The organism is Micromonospora sp. NPDC001898, from assembly GCF_042891255.1.
Classification (GTDB): domain Bacteria; phylum Actinomycetota; class Actinomycetes; order Mycobacteriales; family Micromonosporaceae; genus Micromonospora.
This window is the reverse complement of the sequence record NZ_JBIATC010000012.1, coordinates 65,412-85,700: the sequence shown is the minus strand read 5'-3', so window position 1 is coordinate 85,700 and position 20,289 is coordinate 65,412. Positions and strand designations below refer to the sequence as shown.

The window sequence follows — 20,289 nt, the reverse complement described above, 5'->3', positions numbered from 1 at the left end:
CCCCCGGCAGGCCGGCGCGAAGGCGCTCCGACCCCCGTCGCGCCGGCCTCAGTCCAGCAGGCTGTCCCGCAGCGCCGCCCGGTGCGCGTCGGTCAGCCCCAACCCGTCGCGCAGGTACCGGTCGAACGAGCCGTGCACCCGCCGGACCTCGTCGTACGCGGCGTCCAGGTATTCACCGCGCACCTCCATCAGCGGCCGGATCGCCGCCTCCGCCAGCTCCGGCTGCCGGGCCCGCATCGCGGACAGGACGACCTCCTTGAGGCTCTCCGTCTGCGCGTTGGTCCGCAGGTAGTCCGCCCGGATCGCCGCCTCGTCCACGCCCACCGCGGTGAGCAGGACCACCGACAGCCAGCCCGTGCGGTCCTTGCCGGCCGAGCAGTGGAACAGCAGCGGCAGGTTCCCCGCGTCGGCGGCCAGCCGGGCCGCCGCGCCGAAGCCCGTCCGGGCCGCCTCCCCGGTGACGAACCACCGGTAGATCCCTGCCATCGCCGCCGGGCTGCCCTGCATGGCCAGCGTCGCCTCCGCGCCCAGGTTGTGCCCGAGCAGCACCTCCGACACCGCCGTGAAGACCGGGTGGGCCTCGTCGTACACCGGCAGTCGAACCACCCGGGGCTCGCCGGCCAGCCGGTTCGGCGGGGCCGCCGCGATCTCCGAGTCGTCACGCAGGTCCACCACGCAGGCCGGGGCGATCCTCCCCAGCGTCGACAGGTCGTCGTCGGTCAACCGGCCCAGCGCCGGTGTCCGGATCAACCGGCCCGTCCGCACCCGCCGCCCGTCCGCACCCACCATGCCGCCGAGGTCACGCGCGTTCGGCGCGCCAACCAGCTCCCAGCCCTGCCCCGTCATCCGGCCTCCCCTGTCGTCGTACGCTGCCGTATAGGGTGCCGCACATGACAATCGCCGTGGTACGCACCCATCGGCTCTCCGCGCCCCTGCACACCCCGTTCGTGACGGCGCTGCGTCGTACCACCACCGTGGACACCCTGATCGTGGAGCTGGTCGACGAGGACGGGCGGTCCGGGTTCGGCGAGGCGCCGCAGGTGTGGCAGGTGACCGGGGCGTCGCTGGCCGGCGCCGAGGCCTGCGTCCGGGAGATGCTCGCACCGGTCCTGGTCGGGCGGGACGCCGACGATCTGGTGGCCCGCTGCGTCGAGGTGCAGCGCGCGGTGGCCGGCAACGAGGCCGCCAAGGCCGCGGTGGACACCGCGCTGCACGACCTGGCCGCGCGCCGGCTCGGCGTACCCCTGGTGCGGTTGCTCGGCGGCACGGCCCTGCGGGTGCCGACGGACGTCACCCTGGCCGCGGGCGACGCCGCCGACCTGGCCGCTGCCGCGCGGCAGCGGCGGGCCGAGGGGTTCGCGGTGCTGAAACTGAAGGTGGGCACCGACGCGGCGGGCGACCTGGAACGGGTCCGCGCGGTCCGCGCCGCCGTCGGCCCGGGCGTGCAGATCCGGCTGGACGCCAACCAGGGCTGGACGCCCCGCGAGGCGGTCCGGGTGATCCGCGGCATCGAGGACGCGGGGCTGGACGTGGAGCTGGTGGAGCAGCCGGTGGCCCGCTGGGACCTCGACGGGCTGGCCTGGGTCAGCGACCGGGTCGGCGTGCCGATCCTGGCCGACGAGTCGGTGTTCGGCGTGCGCGACCTGGTCGAGGTCATCCGCCGCCGGGCCGCCGACATGGTCAACGTCAAGCTCGCCAAGTGCGGCGGCCTGCACGCCGCCCGAACCCTGCTCGACCTGGCCGCCGCGCACGGCGTCGGCACCATCGTCGGTTCGATGATGGAAAGCCAGGTCGGGGTGGGGGCCGCGGCCAGCCTGGTCGCCGCGTACCGGACCACCGCCGTCTCCGACCTCGACGCCGCCTGGTGGCTGGCCTGGTCGCCGGTGGTCGGCGGCATCCGGTACGACGGGGCGACGGTGCTGCTGCCGGACGCCCCCGGCCTCGGCATCACCTCCGTGTCTGTAGCAAATATGCGATCGCCCAGTTGATGCTCGGCATTTTCTTTCATAGGGTCACGGCAGGTGACATCGGAGCTGGGAGTGGACGTGGAACTGCAACCGGGTCAAGAGGCCGTCGTCCGGGTCGCGGTCGCGACCCTGTGGACCAGCCCCGAGGAGGTACGCCCCGTCGACCGTCCCGCCCTCGACCCGCAAGCCGACGTCGCCGCCTGGATCTCCGGCATGGACCCCGAGCAGCAGGTGGGTGACTGCGTCCTGAGCCAGCTGCTGTTCGGGGAACGGGTGCTGGTCACCGCGCTGCGCCCCGACGGCTGGGCGCACGTGGTGGCCGTCGAGCAGCCGTCGGCCACCCATGACTCGCGCGGCTACCCGGGCTGGCTGCCGGCCGCCCAGCTCGCCCCCGTCACATCCGACGAACCGCAGGGACCGGACGCCCCCTGGGTCGTCGACGCGACCGTCACCGCCCTGCATACGGCCCCGGGCGGCGAGCCGGTCGTCGCCGGCATCGTCCTCGGCACCCGGTTGGCCCCGGCGGGCCCGCCGGCCGACGGCTGGCGCCCCGTGCACGCTTCCGGACACGACCGGCCGCTCTGGCTTCCCGACGGCCACCTCGTGCCCCTGCCCACCGAGCCGCCGCCCGCCCGGGAGGTGCTGGCCGTCGCCGCCCGGCTGCGCGACGTGATCTACGTCTGGGGCGGATTGTCGACGTACGGGATCGACTGCTCCGGCCTGGTGCACCTGGCCTGGCGGCGGTTCGGCGTGGTGCTGCCCCGCGACGCCGTCGACCAGGCGCGGGCGACCACCCCGCTGCCGCTGGGCGCCGAACGACCCGGCGACCTGTACTTCTTCGCCCGGCCCGGCCGGCAGATCCACCACATCGGTTTCGTCAGCGCCGAGCCGGACGCCGCGGCGAACCGGCGCCTCCTGCACGCCTGCTACCAGCATCGGGGCGTGGTGGAGGAGGCGATGCCGGCCGGCCGGACCGCCACCCTGGTCGGCGCGCACCGGGTCTGACCCGACCGGCGTCCCGCGACACTGCGGACATGGCGCGCACGACCGCCCGGGACGTAACGCCGCTGCGGCATGGCGCAACCGCACGTCCGCCGCGCAGAAAGCACCGCGACACGGGCGGCCCGGCACCGACGCCGAGGGGCGCCCCCAATGCGGGAGCGCCCCTCGGCGTCGGGTGGGTTGTCAGCCCCGGGCGGTGGTCAGCTCTCGCCGCCGGTCCCGGGCCGACTTGATCAGGCTGGCCACGGTCGCCACCAGCAGGGTGCCGAGGATGACCACCAGGGAGAGCCAGATCGGGATGTGCGGGGCCCAGCCCACCGGCTCCCCGCCGTTGACGAACGGCAGGTTGTTGTCGGCCAGCGCCTCCAGCACCAGCTTCACGCCGATGAAGCCGAGAACCACGGACAACCCGATGCTCAGGTAGATCAACCGGTCCAGCAGCCCGCCCAGCAGGAAGTAGAGCTGGCGCAGCCCCATCAGCGCGAACACGTTCGCGGTGAAGACCAGGTACGGCTCCTGGGTGATGCCGAAGATCGCCGGGATCGAGTCCAGCGCGAAGATCAGGTCGGTGGTGCCGATCGCGATCATGACGACCAGCATCGGGGTGAACAGCTTACGGCCGCCCTCGTGCGTGGTCATCTTCGCGCCGTCGTAGTCCCGGGAGATCGGCAGCGCCCGCCGGCTCCACCGGATCAACAGGTTCTCGGAGAAGTCGTCCTCGTTCGGCTCACCCTGCCGGAAGAAGTTGATCGCCGTGTAGATGAGGAACGCGCCGAACAGGTAGAAGACCCAGGAGAACTGCGAGATCAGCGCCGCACCGGCGGCGATGAACCCGCCGCGCATGACCAGCGCCAGCACGATGCCGATGAGCAGCACCTTCTGCTGGTACGGCCGGGGCACCCCGAAGCGGGCCATGATGATCACGAAGACGAAGAGGTTGTCCACCGAGAGGCTGTACTCGGTGAGCCAGCCGGTGTAGAACTCGCCGGCCACGCCGGGGCCGGCTGCGAGCCAGAGCCCCACGCCGAAGACCAGGGCCAGCCCGACGTAGAAGGCGACCCAGAGACTTGACTCGCGGACGCTCGGCTCGTGCGGCCGGCGACCGATGATCAGCAAATCGACGACCAGAACCGCTGTCAGTGCGACGAGGGTTACCGCCCACACCAATCCGGACACGTTCAATCCAATCCTCCGGCAGACACGCGGCGTCGGGCACACCGTACGCCCCGTGTGGGCGGGCGGGTTGCGGCAACGCGAAACAGTGGTGGCTGTCGGAGGTCTCTTCCGCCAGCGGCCCGGGTGTGGACCGCTGACCGACGGAGCCGGGTCGCGCCACCGGGGGCGATGGTCGACCGTGCTGACGACTCCGTCACGGGGGAATACTCCCCTCCTTCGCCGCCATTCTTCCCCATCGAGGCCTCCGGCCGCATCTCCGGGCCGGCACATCGACGATCCCACCACGTCCGACGTGACGGAAGTCTCCGCCCGCAGAGCTTCCTAGGAGGCTACCCCGGAACCGGTGCTGCCCGCTCGGCGGTCGTACACCTCGCCGCCACCAACCCGCACGACCGGGCAGCGATCAACTTGCGCGATCGCGCGCGGCGGGCAGAACGTGCAAGGGCGCGGCGGGGCGGGCCGGATCGGAGCGGAGCGGTCCGAGGCGCGGGACAGTCCCCCCGCGTCGTCCGCCCCGGCCAGGGACGTGGCAGGCTCAGGGGCATGGTGCTTGAGGTCGCGCTCATCGATGTGACGCCCGGACACGAGGACACGTTCGCCGCCGCGTACGCGCAGGGTCACGAGATCCTCGCGACGACGCCCGGCTGCCGCTCGGTGCGGATGACTCGCGGCATCGAGTCGCCGTCGCGATTCGTGCTGCTGGTCGAGTGGGACTCCGTCGAGGCGCACGAGGCGAACTTCCGGGGCACCGAGCGGTTCACCCGGTGGCGGGAGCTGATCGGCCCACACTTCGCCGGCCCGCCGCTGGTCGAGCACTTCGTCGACGTCCCTGCCTGAGCGACCCCGGCACCGCGGGTGCGCTTGACTGGTACGCCTGCCGTAGCGGTCGGCCGCCGAATGTGTCGTACCCCCCGCCTACAGTGCGCCTGACGCGCCGACCACCGGTGCCGACGGGCTCGGGGCCGCCGGGCCCGGTGGCGGCGCGGCGACAGTCCGGGCTCAGTCCTGCGGCGGGCGGGGCCGGGGCACCGCCGCCACCTCATCCGGCCGCACCCGGAAGGCCAGTGGATGGCCGCCCGGACCGGTCGGCGACGGCAGCGCCGGATCGTCGGCCAGTTGGGCCAGCAGCGCCGTCGTCTCGGCTGCCGGGAGGGCGGCGTCGAGCATCCGGTCGACCACGGTGTCGTACCAGGCGAGGTCGGCGGCGGAGACCAGCCGGACATCGGTGGTCAACGCCTCAAGCATCACGGTGCGCGGGTCGGCCGGGTCGGGGAAGGAATACCGGGCGAACGGGGTCAGCGGATGGGCGCCGCCGGTCGTGACGCCGGGCGGCACCACCCTGATCGTCACGTTCGGCTTGCGGGACAGGATGGCCAGGTGGCGGACCTGCTCGCGCCAGACCCCTTCCGGCAACCCACCCGGGCCGCAGGCGGTGAACTCCAGCAGCGCCGTGTACTGCGGCGGCTCGGCCCGGTGCAAGACCTCCTGCCGAACCAGCCGGGCCCGCACGTCGGCCTCCACGTCGACCTCGGGGTGCAGCAGCCGGGCGACCCCGAGACGCAGCCGGGCGTACGCCGGGGTCTGTAACAGGCCCGGCACGACGGCCGGCTGGTACTCCACCACGGTCGCTGCCCCGGCCTCCAGCTCGGCGTACGCACGCTGGCGCTCGCCCATCCCGCCGAGGGTCTTCCACCAGCCACGACCGATGGCCGCGTCCCGGGCGATGACGATCAGCGCGTCGCGGTCCTCGGCGGCGACCCGGTAGACGTCCAGCAGGTCGAGCACGTCGGCGAGATCGGGGCGGCTCTGGCCCAGCTCGATGCGGGACAGCTTGGAGGTCGACGCCCAGCCCAGCCGCTCGCAGACCTGCTCAAGGGTGAGCTCCTCCCGCCTGCGTAGCTGGCGCAACTCGGCACCGAGTCGCGCACGTCGAATCACCGGACTCGTTGGCAACGGCATCCCCGCCTCCCAGGACGGAGAGTACGCAGATCGATCACACGCTGCAATACCTCGCTCGCCGTCCGCAACGGGCGCCGGTGGTCACCCCGGTCAGCCGTGCTCGGTCACTTCACGCCGGCCGCGTCCATCCCCCGCAACTCCTTCTTGAGGTCGGAGACCTCGTCGCGGATGCGGGCGGCCAGCTCGAACTGCAGCTCCCGGGCGGCGGCCAGCATCTGGTCGTTGAGCTCCTGGATCAGCTGGGCCAGGTCGGCCCGGGCCATCCCCTCACGGGACGGGCCCGCCGCGCCGATCCGGCTGCGGCTGCGGGTCTCCTTGACCGGCGCCTTGCCCCGGGAAAGCTGCCGCGCCGCCCCGCCGATCCGGGAGTTCTCGGTGTCCTCCGCCTCCCGGTAGATGTCGTCGAGGATGTCGTGGATCTTCTTGCGCAGCGGCTCGGGGCTGATGCCGTGCGCCTTGTTGTGGGCGATCTGCTTGTCCCGGCGCCGGTTGGTCTCCTCGATCGCCGTCGCCATCGACGGAGTGATCTTGTCCGCGTACATGTGCACCTGGCCGGAGACGTTCCGGGCGGCCCGGCCGATGGTCTGGATCAACGACCGGCCGCTGCGCAGGAAGCCCTCCTTGTCGGCGTCGAGGATCGCCACGAGGGACACCTCGGGCAGGTCGAGGCCCTCCCGGAGCAGGTTGATGCCGACCAGCACGTCGTAGTCGCCCTTGCGCAGCTCGCGCAGCAGCTCCACCCGGCGCAGGGTGTCCACCTCGGAGTGCAGGTAGCGCACCCGGATGCCGTTCTCCAGCAGGTAGTCGGACAGGTCCTCGGCCATCTTCTTGGTCAGCGTGGTGACCAGGACCCGCTCGTCCCGCTCGGTGCGCAGCTTGATCTCGTGCATGAGGTCGTCGATCTGCCCCCGGGTGGGCTTCACCACCACCTCGGGGTCGATCAGGCCGGTCGGGCGGATCACCTGCTCGACGAACTCACCCTGGGCCCGCTCCAGCTCCCACGGGCCGGGAGTGGCGGAGAGGAAGACCATCTGGCCGACGCGCTCCAGGAACTCGTCGAAGCGCAGCGGCCGGTTGTCGGCGGCGCTGGGCAGCCGGAAGCCGTGGTCGATGAGCATCCGCTTGCGGGAGGCGTCGCCCTCGTACATGCCGCCGATCTGGGGGATCGTCACGTGCGACTCGTCGACGACGGTGAGGAAGTCGTCCGGGAAGTAGTCGAGCAGGCAGTGCGGCGGGCTGCCGGGCTGCCGCCCGTCGATGTGCATGGAGTAGTTCTCGATGCCGGAGCAGAAGCCGACCTGACGCATCATCTCCAGGTCGTAGGTGGTGCGCATCCGCAGCCGCTGCGCCTCCAGCAGCTTGCCCTGCCGCTCCAGCTCGGCGAGCCGCTCGGCCAGCTCGGCCTCGATGTCTCGGGTGGCCCGCTCCATCCGCTCCGGGCCGGCGGCGTAGTGCGTGGCCGGGAAGATCATCAGAGCGTCGGCCTCGCGGACCACGTCACCGGTCAGTGGGTTGAGGTAGTAGAGCTTCTCCACCTCGTCGCCGAACAGCTCGACCCGGATGGCCAGCTCCTCGTACGCCGGGATGATCTCCAGCGTGTCGCCGCGCACCCGGAACGTGCCCCGCTGGAAGGACATGTCGTTGCGGGTGTACTGGATGTCGACGAGGCGACGCAGCAGCTGGTCGCGGTCGAGCTCCTGCCCGACGGCGACCCGGACGGCCCGGTCGAGGTACTCCTCCGGGGTGCCCAGGCCGTAGATCGCCGAGACCGTGGCCACCACGACCACGTCGCGGCGGGTGAGCAGCGACATGGTCGTCGAGTGCCGCAACCGCTCGACCTCCTCGTTGATCGAGGAGTCCTTCTCGATGTAGGTGTCGGTCTGCGGGATGTAGGCCTCGGGCTGGTAGTAGTCGTAGTAGGAGACGAAGTACTCCACCGCGTTGTGCGGCAGCAGCTCGCCGAACTCCTTCGCCAGCTGGGCGCAGAGCGTCTTGTTGGGGGCGAGCACCAGGGTGGGGCGCTGCAACCGCTCGACGAGCCAGGCCGTGGTGGCGCTCTTTCCCGTGCCGGTCGCGCCGAGCAGGACCGTGTTGCGTTCTCCGCGCCGCACCCGACGCTCCAGATCGTCGATGGCTGCCGGCTGGTCGCCGGCCGGCTGGAAATCGCTGACCACCTGGAACCGGCCGTCGAGCCGGGGAATGTCGAGCGCCATGACCCCAACCGTACGCCGGGGGCCCGACACAACGCGGCGACCACCGTCAGTCAGTGATCGGCTTCAATATTCGCATTGTGTGGCACATCTCACCGCGCTAGGGTATGGGCCGTAGGCCGCTCGCGGCGGCCGTCCGGGCCGGCGGCCTGGCCTCAACGGCCGGCGCCCCCGGCACAGGGGGTCGCAGCACCCGGACATCACCGGCGTGCGCGCCCCCGGTGGTCGCGCGACGCGCAGACCGGCCGCCGCGAGCGCCCCACCAGGGGCGATTCGTGCGTCACCTGTCACGCGCGCCGGACGTTCATCCTGCCGTGGACAACTCCCCCGACCCGACGCCCCGACCCGACCGGGACCGCCGCCCACCGGGTGCCCGCAGCGCCGAATTCGACCGGGATCCGCGTGGGCCGGGCGCCGACGCCGTACCCGACCGGAACCGTCGCCATTCGGCAACCGACGCCGTGCCCGACCGGAACCGTCACCTTTCGGCAAGCGACGGCGCAAGCGACCGGCGCGACAGCCGGCGTCGGCGTACCACCGTGGTCACCCTCGGGGCGATCGCCGTCGCCTCCGCCGCGGGCCTGGCCGCCGGTCTGCTGACCTGGGCGCCGGCGGCCCCGGAGCCGGCCCGGCCGCTGACCCCCGCCGAGGCGGAGCGGCTCGCCGCCGTCCGGGTCACCAACCACCGGGACGTCCGGTCCGGCCTGCGGATCACGATCGGCACCGCCGCCGCCCGCACCGACGTGGTGGGCTGGGTGGACTGGTCCCGGCCGCTGGCCTACGTGGACGTCGGCGGCCCGGGGGCCGGGCGGGGCCGGGGCCTGGTCCAGGCCACCCCCGGGCTGCTGATGGCCCGGCCCGACCCCACGGCGGTGCCGGCACCGGCAGCCCCGCCCATGGTGCCCCCGGTCGACGGGTGGCGGGTCGCCGACGGGTCCGCCGCTCGCCCCCTGCGCCCCACCCTCGACCTGCTCTTCGCGCTCGCCGCGCCCCGGGCCGAGCCGGCCGGGGCGATCCCTGCCGGCACCGCCCGGTGGCTGGCCCGCGCCGAGGCCGGCAGGCAGCCCGTGGACGTCCTCCAGGCCCCGCTGCCCGACGACGCCGGCCGGCAGGGACCGCAGGACGCTCCCACGGCGTCCCCATTGCGATCCGACACCGCCGGTCGGCCCGCGGGCTGGCCCGGCCCGGCGGTGAGCCTGCCGGCCGCAGCCGCCAGGCCCGCCGGGACCGCGCTCCTCGACGGGGCCGCACGCTGGTGGCTCGATCGGGACGCCCGGTTGCACCGGTTGGAGGGACGCCTCCCCGGCGGCGTGCCGGTGACGGTGGAACTGCAACGGGCCAACCGGCCGGTGCTGTGGCCGGTGGCGGCGCTGGGCGGCCGGGCGGGGCTGCCCAGAGCGCTCACCGAGCCCGAGGAGGACCGGTTCGCGCGAGTGGCGGCCCGGATGCGCGCCGCGGGTGGCGCGGCGGCGACCCTCACCGCACCCGTCGCCCCAGGCGTCACCCTGCGCGGCGCGGGCTGGATCAGCTGGACCGAACGGGCCGCGTACCTGTCGGTCGGCACCCGCGACGCACCCGCCGGGCGGACCCTGCGCCGCTACGACGCCGCCGGGGTCTGGTCGACGCCGTACGCCGGGGACGTGCTCGTCGCGCCGCCGGTGCCGCCCCCACGCGCCGGACCCACCTGGGAACGCGGCAGGCCCGGCGCTGACGACGTCGACGTGCTGCTGGCCACCGCGCTGCGGGTGGGCTCGGCGACCAGGCCGCCCCGGCCAGCCACCCGGATCCGTGGGGACCGCCTCGCCGACCGGACCGTCGACGTCATCGAGGTGGACACCCGGCACGGCCGGCTGCGCTACTGGATCGACAAGAAGGGCCTGCTCCGTCGGCTGGAGCTGCGTACCCGGCTCGGCACGTACGCCCAGCTCGACCTCGTGCCGGGGCGGGTGCCGGCGTTGCCCTCGCCCGTCCCGCCCGCCCGCGAGCCGGGGCGCTGACGCCCGGTCGCCGCGGCGCAGGACGGATACGACGGGTCAGGGCCGCCAGCCGCTCCGTGCGGCCCACTCCTCGGCGAGGTGGTGCTCCTCGTCGAACCACGGGTCCTTGGCGGTGGCGTACGCCATGGTGTCCGGCGCGCTGGCCGCCAGTTCCCGCTTGAGCGCCAGGTACGCCGCCCGCTGGTCCGGGTCCGCGCGCAGGTGGTCCCGCATCAGCAGGGCATAGCGCCAGCCGGGCGAGCCCGCCGGACGCAGGTGCAGGTTCACCGGGCGGTCGGGGTCGGCGCTGCCGTGCAGACGCTTCTCCCACCGGTCGCAGCCCTCCGGCCGGGGGTTGTCCCACCACTGGCCGGGCAGCCGGGGAAACCCTGCGGCGGCGAGTCGGTCCGCCAGCGGACCGTCCGCCTCGGCCAGGCTCGGCACCGTGAGCTGGATATCGATGACGTCCTTGGCCGCCAGGCCGGACACGGCGGTCGACCCGATGTGATCGATCCGCAGGTCGGCGGGGGCGATCGCGTGCCGGATCCGGGCCGCCAGCCGGGCGTACTGCTGGGGCCAGGTGGGGTCGGGGTCCGTCAGCCTCACCCGCTCGGGACGCACCGCGCGCCGGTCTCGCACGTTCGCCTCGTACGGCAGCAGCCGGTCCCGCCACAGTTGGTCCACCGCGGCGTGCAGCTCGTCGAGGGTGCCGTCGTTGGACAGCACCACGTCGGCCGCCGCCCGGCGGCGGGCGTCGTCGGTCTGCGCGGCGATCCGCCGCTCGGCGTCCACCCGGTCCATGCCCCGGTCGCGCTCCAGCCTGGTCAGCCGGGTCGCCACCTCCGCCCGCACGACGACCACCAGGTGGTACGTCGGGGCGAGCCCGACCTCGACCAGCAGCGGCACGTCGTTGACGACGACCGCGTCCGGGGCCGCCGCCGCGACGAGTTCGGCGCTGCGGGCCCGGACCCGGGGATGGGTGATCGCCTCCAGCCGGCGGCGGGCAGCCTCGTCGGCGAAGACGACCGCGCCCAGCGCGGCCCGGTCCAGTGCCCCGTCGGGACCGAGCACCCGGTCGGAGAAGGCGTCGACGATCTCCGCCAGTCCCTCGCTGCCCGGGGCGACCACCTCCCGGGCGATCCGGTCGGAGTCGATCAACACCGCGCCGAGCGCGGCCAGCCGCGCCGCGACAGCACTCTTGCCGGACGCGATTCCGCCGGTCAGTCCCACCATCAACACCGGACCAGTCAACCGGATCCGGTGCGCCGAGCCAAACCGGCCCGACGGCCGGTGCCGGGGACAGGGCACCGGCACCGCTGGTGGCCCACGATCGTGCTCGATCATGCGGGGGCCGAGCACAACGCGACAGGCACGACGCGGGACGGCCCGCAGGGCCGGGCATTCCCCCAGGACCGGGCACGGCGAGGGCCCCGCCCCCGGCGACCCGGTGAAACCGGATCGCGGGGACGGGGCCCGTCGTCGTCAGCGGGTCACTTGCCGCCGGCGAGCTTCTCCCGCAGAGCGGCGAGCGCCTCGTCGGTGGCCAGGGTGCCGGCCGGCTCCTCGGCCTGCCGGCTCGGGGCCGAGCTGGTCGAGGTGGTGGTGGTGCCACCAGCGGACACCGGCGGAGCCGGGTTGGCAGCGGCCTCGGCGTCGGCAGCCCGAGAGGTCTGCACCTGCTTGGTGTGGGCCTCCCAGCGCACGCGAGCCTCGGCGTACTGGTTCTCCCAGGTCTCGCGCTGCTTGTCGTACCCCTCGAGCCACTCGCCCGTCTCGGGGTCGAAGCCGTCCGGGTAGATGTAGTTGCCCTCGGTGTCGTACGTCGCGGCCATGCCGTAGAGGGTCGGGTCGAAGTGCTCCTCGCCCTCGACGAAGCCCTCGTTGGCCTGCTTGAGCGACAGCGAGATCCGGCGACGCTCCAGGTCGATGTCGATGACCTTGACCATGACCTCGGAGCCGACCTGGACGACCTGCTCCGGGATCTCCACGTGGCGCTCGGCCAGCTCGGAGATGTGGACCAGGCCCTCGATGCCGTCGTCCACCCGGACGAAGGCGCCGAACGGCACCAGCTTGGTGACCTTACCCGGCACGATCTGCTGGATCGCGTGGGTGCGGGCGAACTGCCGCCACGGGTCCTCCTGGGTCGCCTTCAGCGACAGCGAGACCCGCTCGCGGTCCAGGTCGACGTCCAGGACCTCGACCTCGACCTCCTGGCCGACCTCGACGACCTCGGACGGGTGGTCGATGTGCTTCCAGGACAGCTCGGAGACGTGCACGAGGCCGTCCACGCCGCCCAGGTCGACGAACGCGCCGAAGTTGACGATCGAGGACACGACGCCCTTGCGGACCTGGCCCTTCTGCAGCTTGTTGAGGAACTCGGTGCGCACCTCGGACTGCGTCTGCTCCAGCCAGGCCCGGCGGGACAGGACCACGTTGTTGCGGTTCTTGTCCAGCTCGATGATCTTGGCCTCGAGCTCGCGTCCGACGTACGGCTGCAGGTCACGCACCCGCCGCATCTCGACCAGGGACGCCGGCAGGAAGCCGCGGAGCCCGATGTCGAGGATGAGGCCACCCTTGACGACCTCGATGACCGAGCCGCGGACGACACCGTCCTCGTCCTTGATCTTCTCGATCGTGCCCCAGGCCCGCTCGTACTGCGCCCGCTTCTTGGAGAGGATCAGACGACCCTCCTTGTCCTCCTTCTGGAGGACCAGGGCCTCGATGTGGTCACCGACCGAGACGACCTCGGCGGGATCCACGTCGTGCTTGATCGACAACTCACGAGAGGGGATGACGCCCTCGGTCTTGTAGCCGATGTCGAGCAGGACCTCGTCCCGATCGACCTTGACGACGGTGCCTTCGACAATGTCGCCGTCGTTGAAGTACTTGATGGTCTCGTCGATCGCGGCGAGGAAAGCCTCCTCGGAACCGAGATCGTCGTGGGTGACCCGGGTGGCGCTCGAGGGGGCCTCGATGCTGCTCGTCATGTGGGCGGTTGCTCCGGTCGGATGGGTTTTGGGTTGTCACAGCAGGCTGGTGTCGCGGTGACCTGTTCCGCGCCAACGGATCCGTCGCCGGGCACACCGAACGATCGCTGAGTGAGATCTGATGTAGCTCCGTCGACCGCGCACCTGCTCCCTGCCGAGGCACACGATCCGCGAGCGCATCGTCCAGCCTACCGTGTGTATTACCACAGCGTGCAAGCCCCGGGCATAAGTGATCCAGCCCGCTTTCGCGATGCGCCGTCTCTTACGTCCCGACAGGCGGTGCTTTGCCCCCGTCCGGCCGGCGCCGCGCCGGGCGGCGGGCCGCCTCGGCGCGGAACCGGGGACCAGGCCGGGTGGCCACTAGACTGCCGCGATGACCGACGATCGGGCGGGTGCCGCCACCCACGCCGACCACGCCGACCCGCAGGGCGTGCTGCGGCGCCCGGTCACCGACGCGGAGAGCCGCCGGGCCAGCCGTGGCTGGTGGGACGCCGACGCCGACGACTACCAGGCCGAGCACGGCGCGTTCCTCGGCGACGTGGAGTTCGTCTGGTGCCCCGAAGGGCTGCGGGAGGCCGAGGCCCGGCTGCTCGGCGACGTCACCGGGCAGCGGGTGCTGGAGGTGGGCGCCGGGGCGGCGGCCGCCGCCCGCTGGCTGGCCACGGCGGGGGCGAGACCGGTCGCGCTGGACCTGTCCGCCGGCATGCTCCGGCACGCCGCGGCGGCCGCCGACCGCTCGGGTGTACGGGTGCCACTGGTGCAGGCCGACGCGCTCGCGCTGCCCTTCGCGGACGCGGCGTTCGACATCGCGTGCACGGCGTTCGGGGCGGTCCCGTTCGTGGCCGACTCGGCGGCGGTGATGCGCGAGGTGTTCCGGGTGCTGCGGCCCGGCGGCCGGTGGGTGTTCTCGGTGACCCACCCGATGCGCTGGGTCTTCCTCGACGACCCGGGCCAGGACGGTCTGACGGCCGTGCACTCGTACTTCGACCGCTCCCCGTACGTGGAGCAGGACGCGGCGGGCGCGGCGACGTACGTCGAGCAGCACCGTACCCTCGGCGACCGGGTCCGCGAGCTGGTCGGCGCCGGGTTCCGGCTGGTCGACCTGGTGGAGCCGGAGTGGCCGGAGGAACACGAGGGGATCTGGGGGCAGTGGAGCCCGCTGCGCGGCCGGCTCTTCCCCGGCACCGCCATCTTCGTCGCGGAGAAGCCCGCCGGCTGAGCGGAGTCGCACAGCGGGTGCGACGCCCCGGGCGAGGGCCGGGGTTACGCTGACCGGGTGAGCGCCGAGCCGATCGCGACACCACCTGGCCCCTGGTGTCCGGACCCGATCCGGCAGCAGCGTGCCGACTACACGCTGGAAGACCTGCCCAACCTGCCGGACGACGCCCCGCGCGTCGAACTCGTCGGCGGAGTCATCCAGGTGACACCCTCCCCCACCCTGGGCCATCAGGACATCTCCCTGCTCCTGGCCCGCTGGTTGTTGCAACACGCGCCCGACCACCTCCGCGCCACGCAGGCCGTCGGGGTGGCGCTGAACGCGAACACCAGCCGACAGCCGGACGTGCTGCTGCGCCGCGCCGAGGTGCGGTCCGACCGTTCCCTGCTCCTGCCGGAGGACGTCGTCCTCGCGGTGGATGTGGTGTCCCCCGGCACCCGGCGGGTCGACCGCTTCGCCAAGCCGGGCGAGTACGCCGCCGCCGGCATCCCGTTCTACTGGCGCATCGAGCAGGACCCTGTGCACGTGTACGCGTACCGGCTCAGCGGCCAGCTCAGCCTGAGCGGTGAGCGGCAGTACGAGCTGGTCGCCGACAGCGCGGAGCTCATCGAGCTGACCGAGCCGTTCGAGATCAAGCTACCGGTCGCCGAGCTCGCCGCGTAGCCGCCGTTTGGCCGAGGGCACCCCGGGTAGCCAGCCTCATGGCCGACAAGAAGTTCCACAGGGGTGACCACGTCTCCTGGGCCAGCCACAGCGGCCGCGCCCACGGAGTGGTGCGGGAGGAGCTGACCGAGCGGACGCACGTGCGCGGGCACACCGTGAACGCGTCGCAGGACGAGCCGCAGTACCGCATCCGCGTCGACGACTCGGGACGGGACGTCGCCCACCGGCCGGAGGTGCTGCGCCGTGAGCAGGGCTGAGCGGGGACGCGACACGTACCGGGAGTTCGCCGAGACGGTGAACATGAAGCCGGGCGAGCTGTCGACGTGGCTGGAGACCGACGAGTCGAAGCAGGTCGGCTCGCACAAGGGCGGCCGGGCGGGCGGCGGCGAGTCGGTCGGGCACGAGTCCGGCCGGAAGATCATCAACCTGCTGCGGCGCGGCCGGGCCGGGCTGTCCGAGGCCGACTACCAGCACATGCGCAAGGTCGTCGGATACGTCCGCCGGCACATGGCGCAGCGGCCGTCCGGGAACGTGCGCGACACGAAGTGGCGGTGGTCGCTGATGAACTGGGGCCACGACCCGCTCAAGTGAGACGGGTCGTGGCCCCGGTGGGGCGACCGGGGTTTACGGCGACCGACCGCCACGGCGACCGGGTGGAGCGTCAGTGGTCGGCGCTGTTCCAGTCGCGGCCCTCCCCGACGGAGACCTCCAGCGGCACCGACAGCGGGTACGCCCCGCCCATCTCCTTGCGGACCAGCGCCTCCAGGGCGTCCCGCTCGCCCGGGGCCACCTCGAAGACCAGTTCGTCGTGCACCTGGAGCAGCATCCGGGACCGCAGGCCGGCGTCACGCAGCGCCGCGTCGACGTGCAGCATGGCGACCTTGATGATGTCGGCCGCCGAGCCCTGGATCGGGGCGTTCAGCGCCATCCGCTCGGCCATCTCCCGGCGCTGCCGGTTGTCGCTGACCAGGTCAGGGAGGTATCGCCGGCGGCCCAGAAGGGTGGAGGTGTAACCGTCGTGCCGGGCCCGGGCGACGACCTCGTTGAGGTAGTCGCGGACGCCGCCGAAGCCGGCGAAGTAGTTCTCCATCAGCCCGCGCGCCTCCTCGGCGGTGATCCCGAGCTGCTGGGACAGGCCGAACGCGCTCAGCCCGTACGCCAGGCCGTAGTTCATCGCCTTGATCTTGCGACGCTGGTCGGCGGTGACCGCCTCCACCAGCACCCCGAACACCGACGACGCGGTGGCGGCGTGGAAGTCCCGGCCGGAGTTGAAGGCCTCGATCAGCGCGTCGTCCGACGACAGGTGCGCCATGATCCGCATCTCGATCTGGCTGTAGTCGGCGGTGAGCAGGCAGTCGTACCCCTGCCCCACCACGAAGGCCCGGCGGATCCGCCGGCCCTCCTCGGTGCGGATCGGGATGTTCTGCAGGTTGGGGTCGGTGGAGGAGAGCCGGCCGGTGGCCGCCACCGTCTGCTTGAACGTGGTGTGGATGCGGCCGTCGTCGGAGACCGACTTGAGCAGGCCGTCGACGGTCGACTTGAGCTTGGCCACGTCCCGGTGGCGCAGCAGGTGCTCCAGCACCGGCAGCGGGTTCTGCGCGTAGAGCCACTGGAGGGCGTCGGCGTCCGTGGTGTAGCCGGTCTTGATCTTCTTGGTCTTGGGCAGATCCAGCTCGCCGAAGAGCAGTTCCTGGAGCTGCTTCGGGGAGCCGAGGTTGAACTCCCGCCCCACCGCGGCATACGCGCCCTGGGCGGCGGCCTTGACCTCGCCCGCGAAGTGCGCCTCCAGCTCCTGGAGATAGTCCAGGTCTGCGGCGATGCCGACCCGCTGGATCGTCGCGAGCACCTCCGACAGCGGCAGCTCGACCCCCGCCATGAGCCGGGCGGACTGCTCGCCGTCGCGGGACAGCTCGGCGTCGATCGCGTCGGCCAGGTCGAGGGTGGCCCGGGCCTGGAGCATCAGGTTCTGCTCGGCCTCGCCGTCGTCGCCGAAGCCGTCGAGGGTGAGCTGACCGGTCTCCGGGGCGTCGACCCGCAGCTCCCGGTGCAGGTAGCGCAGCGCCAGGTCGGTCAGGTCGTAGGAGCGCTGGTCGGGGCGCGCCAGGTAGGCGGCCAGCTCGGTGTCGCGGGCCACGCCCGCCAGGGACCAGCCGCGGGCGGCGAACGCCAGCCGGGCGTGCTTGCTGTCGTGCACCACCTTGGGCCGCTGCGGGTCGGCCAGCCAGCCGGCCAGGGCCCGCTCGTCGGCCTCGGCCAGCTGCGCCGGGTCGAACCAGGCCGCCTGGCCGGCCGCCAGGGCGAGGGCCACGCCGTCGAGCTGCGGCTCGTACCGCTCCCGGGGGGTGGTCGGCTTCGCCGGGGTCTTCACCGCGACGCCGACCTGGACGCCGGCCGGGGCGTGCGCGTCGAGCCAACCGGCCAGCGCGCCGGGCTCGGTGAGCTTCTCGCCGGTCAGGTCGAACCCGGCCTCCGCCTCCGGCTCCACGGCCTCCAGGTACTGGTAGAGCCGGTCGCGCAGGATGCGGAACTCCAGGGTGTCGAAGACCTGGTGCACCGCCTCCCGGTCCCAGCCGGCCCAGCGGGCGTCCTCGGGGCGGAGCGGCAGCTCCAGGTCGGAGACCAGGCAGTTGATCTCGTAGTTGCGGATCACGTCGGCGAGCCGCTCGCGCAGGCTGTCGCCGGCCTTGCCCTTGATCTCGTCGGCGTGCGCGATGACGCCGTCGACCCCGCCGTACAGGTTGATCCACTTGGCGGCGGTCTTCGGCCCCACCCCGGGCACGCCCGGCAGGTTGTCGCTGGTCTCGCCGACCAGGGCGGCCAGGTCGCGGTAGCGCTGCGGGCCGACGCCGTACTTCGTCTCGATCGCGGCGGCGTCCATCCGGGCCAGGTCGGAGACGCCCTTGCGCGGGTAGAGCACCGTGATGTTGTCGTCGATGAGCTGGAAGGCGTCCCGGTCGCCGCTGGAGATCAGCACCGTCATGCCCTGGTCGCGGGCCTGGCAGGCGAGGGTGGCGATGACGTCGTCGGCCTCGTAGCCCTCCATCTCCACCACCGGGATCTGGAGCGCGGCCAGGACCTCCTTGACCAGGCTGACCTGGCCCTTGAAGTCCGCCGGGGTCTCGCTGCGGCCCGCCTTGTACTCCGCGTACTTCTCCGTGCGGAAGGAGCGGCGGGACACGTCGAAGGCGACGACGATGTGGGTCGGCTGCTCGTCGCGCAGCGCGTTGATCAGCATCGAGGTGAAGCCGTAGACGGCGTTTGTCGGCTGCCCCGTCGTGGTGGAGAAGTTCTCCACCGGCAGGGCGAAGAACGCCCGGTATGCCATGGAGTGTCCGTCGACGAGAAGCAGGCGCGGCGTCGTAGCTGTCACGCCCGCGACTCTAGCCCGTACGCCCGACATCGCCGCCCGCCGGCACGGCCGGCGGAGCCGGGAATCGCCCCGGCGACCGGACGTCGGGGACGCAGACGTCGGCGGCCGGCCGCCCCCGGGTGGGGACAGCCGGCCGCCGACGGTACGACCTCAGGCAACGCCGAGGTACGCCTCCTTGACCGCCGGGTCGTGCAGCAGGTCCCGGCCGGTGCCCTCCTTGACGATCCGGCCGGTCTCCAGCACGTACCCCCGGTGGGCGCGGGACAGCGCCTGCTGGGCGTTCTGCTCCACCAGCAGGATCGTCGTGCCCTGCTCGTTGATCCGGGTGATGATCTCGAAGATCTGCTGGATCAGCTTCGGCGCCAGACCCATCGACGGCTCGTCGAGCAGCAGCAACCGCGGCCGGGCCATCAGCGCCCGACCCACGGCGAGCATCTGCTGCTCACCGCCGGAGAGGGTGCCGCCGGCCTGCTTGCGCCGCTCCGCCAGCCGGGGGAAGAGGTCCAGCACCATCGCCAGGTCCTTGGCGATCTCCGCCTTGTCCCGGCGGGTGTACGCCCCCATCTCCAGGTTCTCCATCACCGTCATGCCGGGGAACACGCCCCGGCCCTCGGGCGCCTGCCCGATCCCGCGGGTCACCCGCAGGTCGGCCCGCATCCGGGTGACGTCCGTGCCGTCGAAGACGATCGAGCCCTGGGCCACCGGACGCAGCCCGGAGATCGCCCGCATGGTGGTGGTCTTGCCCGCGCCGTTGGCGCCGATGAGCGCGACCACCTCGCCCTCGTTGACCACCAGGCTGATCCCGTGCAGCGCCTGGATGCGTCCGTACAGCAGGGTCAGGTCCTTGATCTCAAGCAGCATCGGTCGGCACCCCCAGGTACGCGGCGATCACCTTCGGGTTGTCCCGGACCTCGGCCGGCAACCCCTCGGCGATCTTCTTGCCGAACTCCAGCACGACGATCCGGTCGGTCACGCCCATCACCAGCCGCATGTCGTGCTCGATCAACAGCACGGTCGTACCGTTGTCGCGGATCAACCGGATCAGGCCGAGCAGCTCCTCCTTCTCCGCCGGGGTGAAGCCGGCGGCCGGCTCGTCCAGGCAGAGCAGGGCGGGGTCCGTCGCGAGAGCCCGGGCGATCTCCAGCCGGCGCTGTTCGCCGTACGACAGGTTGCGGGACAGGTCGTTCGCGCGCCGCTCGATGCCGACGAACCGCAGCAGCTCGTACGCCTTCTCCCGGCCCTCCCGCTCCTCCCGCCAGTGCCGCGGCAGGCGCAGCATGGCCGAGATGACGCTGGTCTTGTGGTGGACGTCCGCGCCCACCATCACGTTCTCCAGCGCCGTCATCTCGGGGAAGAGCCGGATGTTCTGGAACGTCCGGGCGATGCCGGCCTTGGTGATCCACGACCGCCGCTTGCCGTTGGTGCGCTGCCCCTTGAACCGGATCTCGCCCTCGGTGGGCCGGTAGACGCCGGTCATCGCGTTGAAGCAGGTCGTCTTGCCGGCGCCGTTCGGGCCGATCAGGCCGAGGATCTCCCCCTTGTAGAGGGTGAAGTTGACCTTGTCGAGGGCGACCACGCCGCCGAAGCGCAGCGTGACGTCGTCGACCTCGAGCAGCGGCTCCCGCCCCGCGGCGTCCCGCGCCGCCGGGGCGGTGGCCGTGGGCCCGTCGGGGCCCTTCTCCGGCGGAACGCCGACCGTGCTACGGCCGTCGGCGGCGACGTCGCGGTCGCTGCGGGCGTCGCGCTCGCTCTTCATCTGCGGG

Annotated in this window: 16 protein-coding genes and 1 pseudogene; 8 read left to right on the top strand and 9 right to left on the bottom strand. The window is 72.6% G+C overall.

The features are described from left to right. Positions 1-48: 48 nt before the first annotated feature. Complete coding sequence (locus tag ACFYZF_RS22755) at positions 49-846, bottom strand: tyrosine-protein phosphatase (protein ID WP_387023836.1); 798 nt, start codon at positions 844-846, stop codon at positions 49-51. A 44-nt stretch (positions 847-890) separates the two neighbouring features. Here ACFYZF_RS22755 and ACFYZF_RS22750 point away from each other — a divergent pair, with 44 nt between their 5' ends. Together ACFYZF_RS22750 and ACFYZF_RS22745 are read left to right on the top strand one after the other, a co-directional pair. After that, positions 891-1,988, top strand: a complete 1,098-nt coding sequence (locus tag ACFYZF_RS22750) for a mandelate racemase/muconate lactonizing enzyme family protein (protein ID WP_387023834.1) — start codon at positions 891-893, stop codon at positions 1,986-1,988. A 33-nt stretch (positions 1,989-2,021) separates the two neighbouring features. Then, positions 2,022-2,972 (top strand): NlpC/P60 family protein, encoded by a 951-nt coding sequence (locus ACFYZF_RS22745; protein WP_387023832.1) that lies wholly within the window; start codon positions 2,022-2,024, stop codon positions 2,970-2,972. 180 nt (positions 2,973-3,152) lie between these two features. On the opposite strand, the gene ACFYZF_RS22740 is transcribed toward ACFYZF_RS22745, so the two are convergent. After that, positions 3,153-4,151 carry a TerC family protein gene (locus ACFYZF_RS22740; protein ID WP_387023830.1) on the bottom strand — a complete coding sequence of 333 codons (999 nt, stop codon included), beginning with the start codon at positions 4,149-4,151 and terminating at the stop codon, positions 3,153-3,155. Between the two features lie 537 nt (positions 4,152-4,688). Here ACFYZF_RS22740 and ACFYZF_RS22735 point away from each other — a divergent pair. Further along, positions 4,689-4,982 (top strand): antibiotic biosynthesis monooxygenase family protein, encoded by a 294-nt coding sequence (locus tag ACFYZF_RS22735; protein ID WP_387023828.1) that lies wholly within the window; start codon positions 4,689-4,691, stop codon positions 4,980-4,982. Positions 4,983-5,144: 162 nt separating this feature from the next. Here ACFYZF_RS22735 and ACFYZF_RS22730 read toward each other — a convergent pair whose 3' ends face one another. Both ACFYZF_RS22730 and uvrB read right to left on the bottom strand, forming a co-directional pair. Continuing rightward, on the bottom strand, positions 5,145-6,104 hold the full coding sequence (locus tag ACFYZF_RS22730; RefSeq protein WP_387023826.1) for a helix-turn-helix domain-containing protein: 960 nt from the start codon (positions 6,102-6,104) through the stop codon (positions 5,145-5,147). 104 nt (positions 6,105-6,208) lie between these two features. Beyond that, the gene (gene uvrB / locus ACFYZF_RS22725) at positions 6,209-8,317 is read right to left on the bottom strand and encodes an excinuclease ABC subunit UvrB (RefSeq protein WP_387023824.1); all 2,109 of its coding nucleotides are present in this window, start codon (positions 8,315-8,317) and stop codon (positions 6,209-6,211) included. 536 nt (positions 8,318-8,853) lie between these two features. On the opposite strand from uvrB, the gene ACFYZF_RS22720 reads away from it, so the two are divergent. Then, the gene (locus ACFYZF_RS22720) at positions 8,854-10,311 is read left to right on the top strand and encodes a hypothetical protein (protein WP_387023822.1); all 1,458 of its coding nucleotides are present in this window, start codon (positions 8,854-8,856) and stop codon (positions 10,309-10,311) included. 36 nt (positions 10,312-10,347) lie between these two features. On the opposite strand, the gene coaE is transcribed toward ACFYZF_RS22720, so the two are convergent. Then, a complete protein-coding gene (gene coaE / locus ACFYZF_RS22715) occupies positions 10,348-11,529 on the bottom strand; it encodes a dephospho-CoA kinase (protein ID WP_387023820.1) in 1,182 nt (393 codons plus the stop codon). A 251-nt stretch (positions 11,530-11,780) separates the two neighbouring features. Continuing rightward, positions 11,781-13,277, bottom strand: a complete 1,497-nt coding sequence (rpsA, locus tag ACFYZF_RS22710; protein WP_387023818.1) for a 30S ribosomal protein S1 — start codon at positions 13,275-13,277, stop codon at positions 11,781-11,783. Between the two features lie 373 nt (positions 13,278-13,650). Between rpsA and ACFYZF_RS22705 the strand changes: the two genes are divergently transcribed. From ACFYZF_RS22705 to ACFYZF_RS22690, 4 genes and pseudogenes are all read left to right on the top strand, one after another. Beyond that, a complete protein-coding gene (locus ACFYZF_RS22705) occupies positions 13,651-14,496 on the top strand; it encodes a class I SAM-dependent methyltransferase (RefSeq protein ID WP_387023816.1) in 846 nt (281 codons plus the stop codon). A gap of 57 nt (positions 14,497-14,553) precedes the next feature. Continuing rightward, positions 14,554-15,156, top strand: a complete 603-nt coding sequence (locus ACFYZF_RS22700) for a Uma2 family endonuclease (protein ID WP_387023815.1) — start codon at positions 14,554-14,556, stop codon at positions 15,154-15,156. Positions 15,157-15,194: 38 nt separating this feature from the next. Then, positions 15,195-15,413, top strand: a complete 219-nt coding sequence (locus ACFYZF_RS22695; RefSeq protein ID WP_387023813.1) for a DUF2945 domain-containing protein — start codon at positions 15,195-15,197, stop codon at positions 15,411-15,413. Between the two features lie 43 nt (positions 15,414-15,456). Next, positions 15,457-15,744, top strand: a pseudogene (locus ACFYZF_RS22690) (DUF3140 domain-containing protein); the annotation flags it as partial. 73 nt (positions 15,745-15,817) lie between these two features. Here ACFYZF_RS22690 and polA read toward each other — a convergent pair. From polA to ACFYZF_RS22675, 3 genes are all read right to left on the bottom strand, one after another. Then, a complete protein-coding gene (polA, locus tag ACFYZF_RS22685; RefSeq protein ID WP_387023812.1) occupies positions 15,818-18,526 on the bottom strand; it encodes a DNA polymerase I in 2,709 nt (902 codons plus the stop codon). 150 nt (positions 18,527-18,676) lie between these two features. Next, entirely contained in the window at positions 18,677-19,387 is a 711-nt protein-coding gene (locus ACFYZF_RS22680) for an ABC transporter ATP-binding protein (protein ID WP_387023810.1), read from the bottom strand. After that, the gene (locus ACFYZF_RS22675) at positions 19,377-20,282 is read right to left on the bottom strand and encodes an ABC transporter ATP-binding protein (protein ID WP_387023977.1); all 906 of its coding nucleotides are present in this window, start codon (positions 20,280-20,282) and stop codon (positions 19,377-19,379) included. The genes ACFYZF_RS22680 and ACFYZF_RS22675 overlap by 11 nt, the downstream gene beginning before the upstream one ends. Positions 20,283-20,289: the final 7 nt, after the last annotated feature.

Excerpts from the sequence above, each read along its gene's own strand:
- uvrB (WP_387023824.1), bottom strand. The coding sequence starts at position 8,317 with ATGGCGCTCGACATTCCCCGGCTCGACGGCCGGTTCCAGGTGGTCAGC.
- ACFYZF_RS22735 (WP_387023828.1), top strand. The coding sequence starts at position 4,689 with ATGGTGCTTGAGGTCGCGCTCATCGATGTGACGCCCGGACACGAGGAC.
- ACFYZF_RS22680 (WP_387023810.1), bottom strand. The coding sequence starts at position 19,387 with ATGCTGCTTGAGATCAAGGACCTGACCCTGCTGTACGGACGCATCCAG.
- ACFYZF_RS22705 (WP_387023816.1), top strand. The coding sequence starts at position 13,651 with ATGACCGACGATCGGGCGGGTGCCGCCACCCACGCCGACCACGCCGAC.
- rpsA (WP_387023818.1), bottom strand. The coding sequence starts at position 13,277 with ATGACGAGCAGCATCGAGGCCCCCTCGAGCGCCACCCGGGTCACCCAC.
- ACFYZF_RS22695 (WP_387023813.1), top strand. The coding sequence starts at position 15,195 with ATGGCCGACAAGAAGTTCCACAGGGGTGACCACGTCTCCTGGGCCAGC.
- ACFYZF_RS22750 (WP_387023834.1), top strand. The coding sequence starts at position 891 with ATGACAATCGCCGTGGTACGCACCCATCGGCTCTCCGCGCCCCTGCAC.
- ACFYZF_RS22730 (WP_387023826.1), bottom strand. The coding sequence starts at position 6,104 with ATGCCGTTGCCAACGAGTCCGGTGATTCGACGTGCGCGACTCGGTGCC.
- ACFYZF_RS22675 (WP_387023977.1), bottom strand. The coding sequence starts at position 20,282 with ATGAAGAGCGAGCGCGACGCCCGCAGCGACCGCGACGTCGCCGCCGAC.
- ACFYZF_RS22755 (WP_387023836.1), bottom strand. The coding sequence starts at position 846 with ATGACGGGGCAGGGCTGGGAGCTGGTTGGCGCGCCGAACGCGCGTGAC.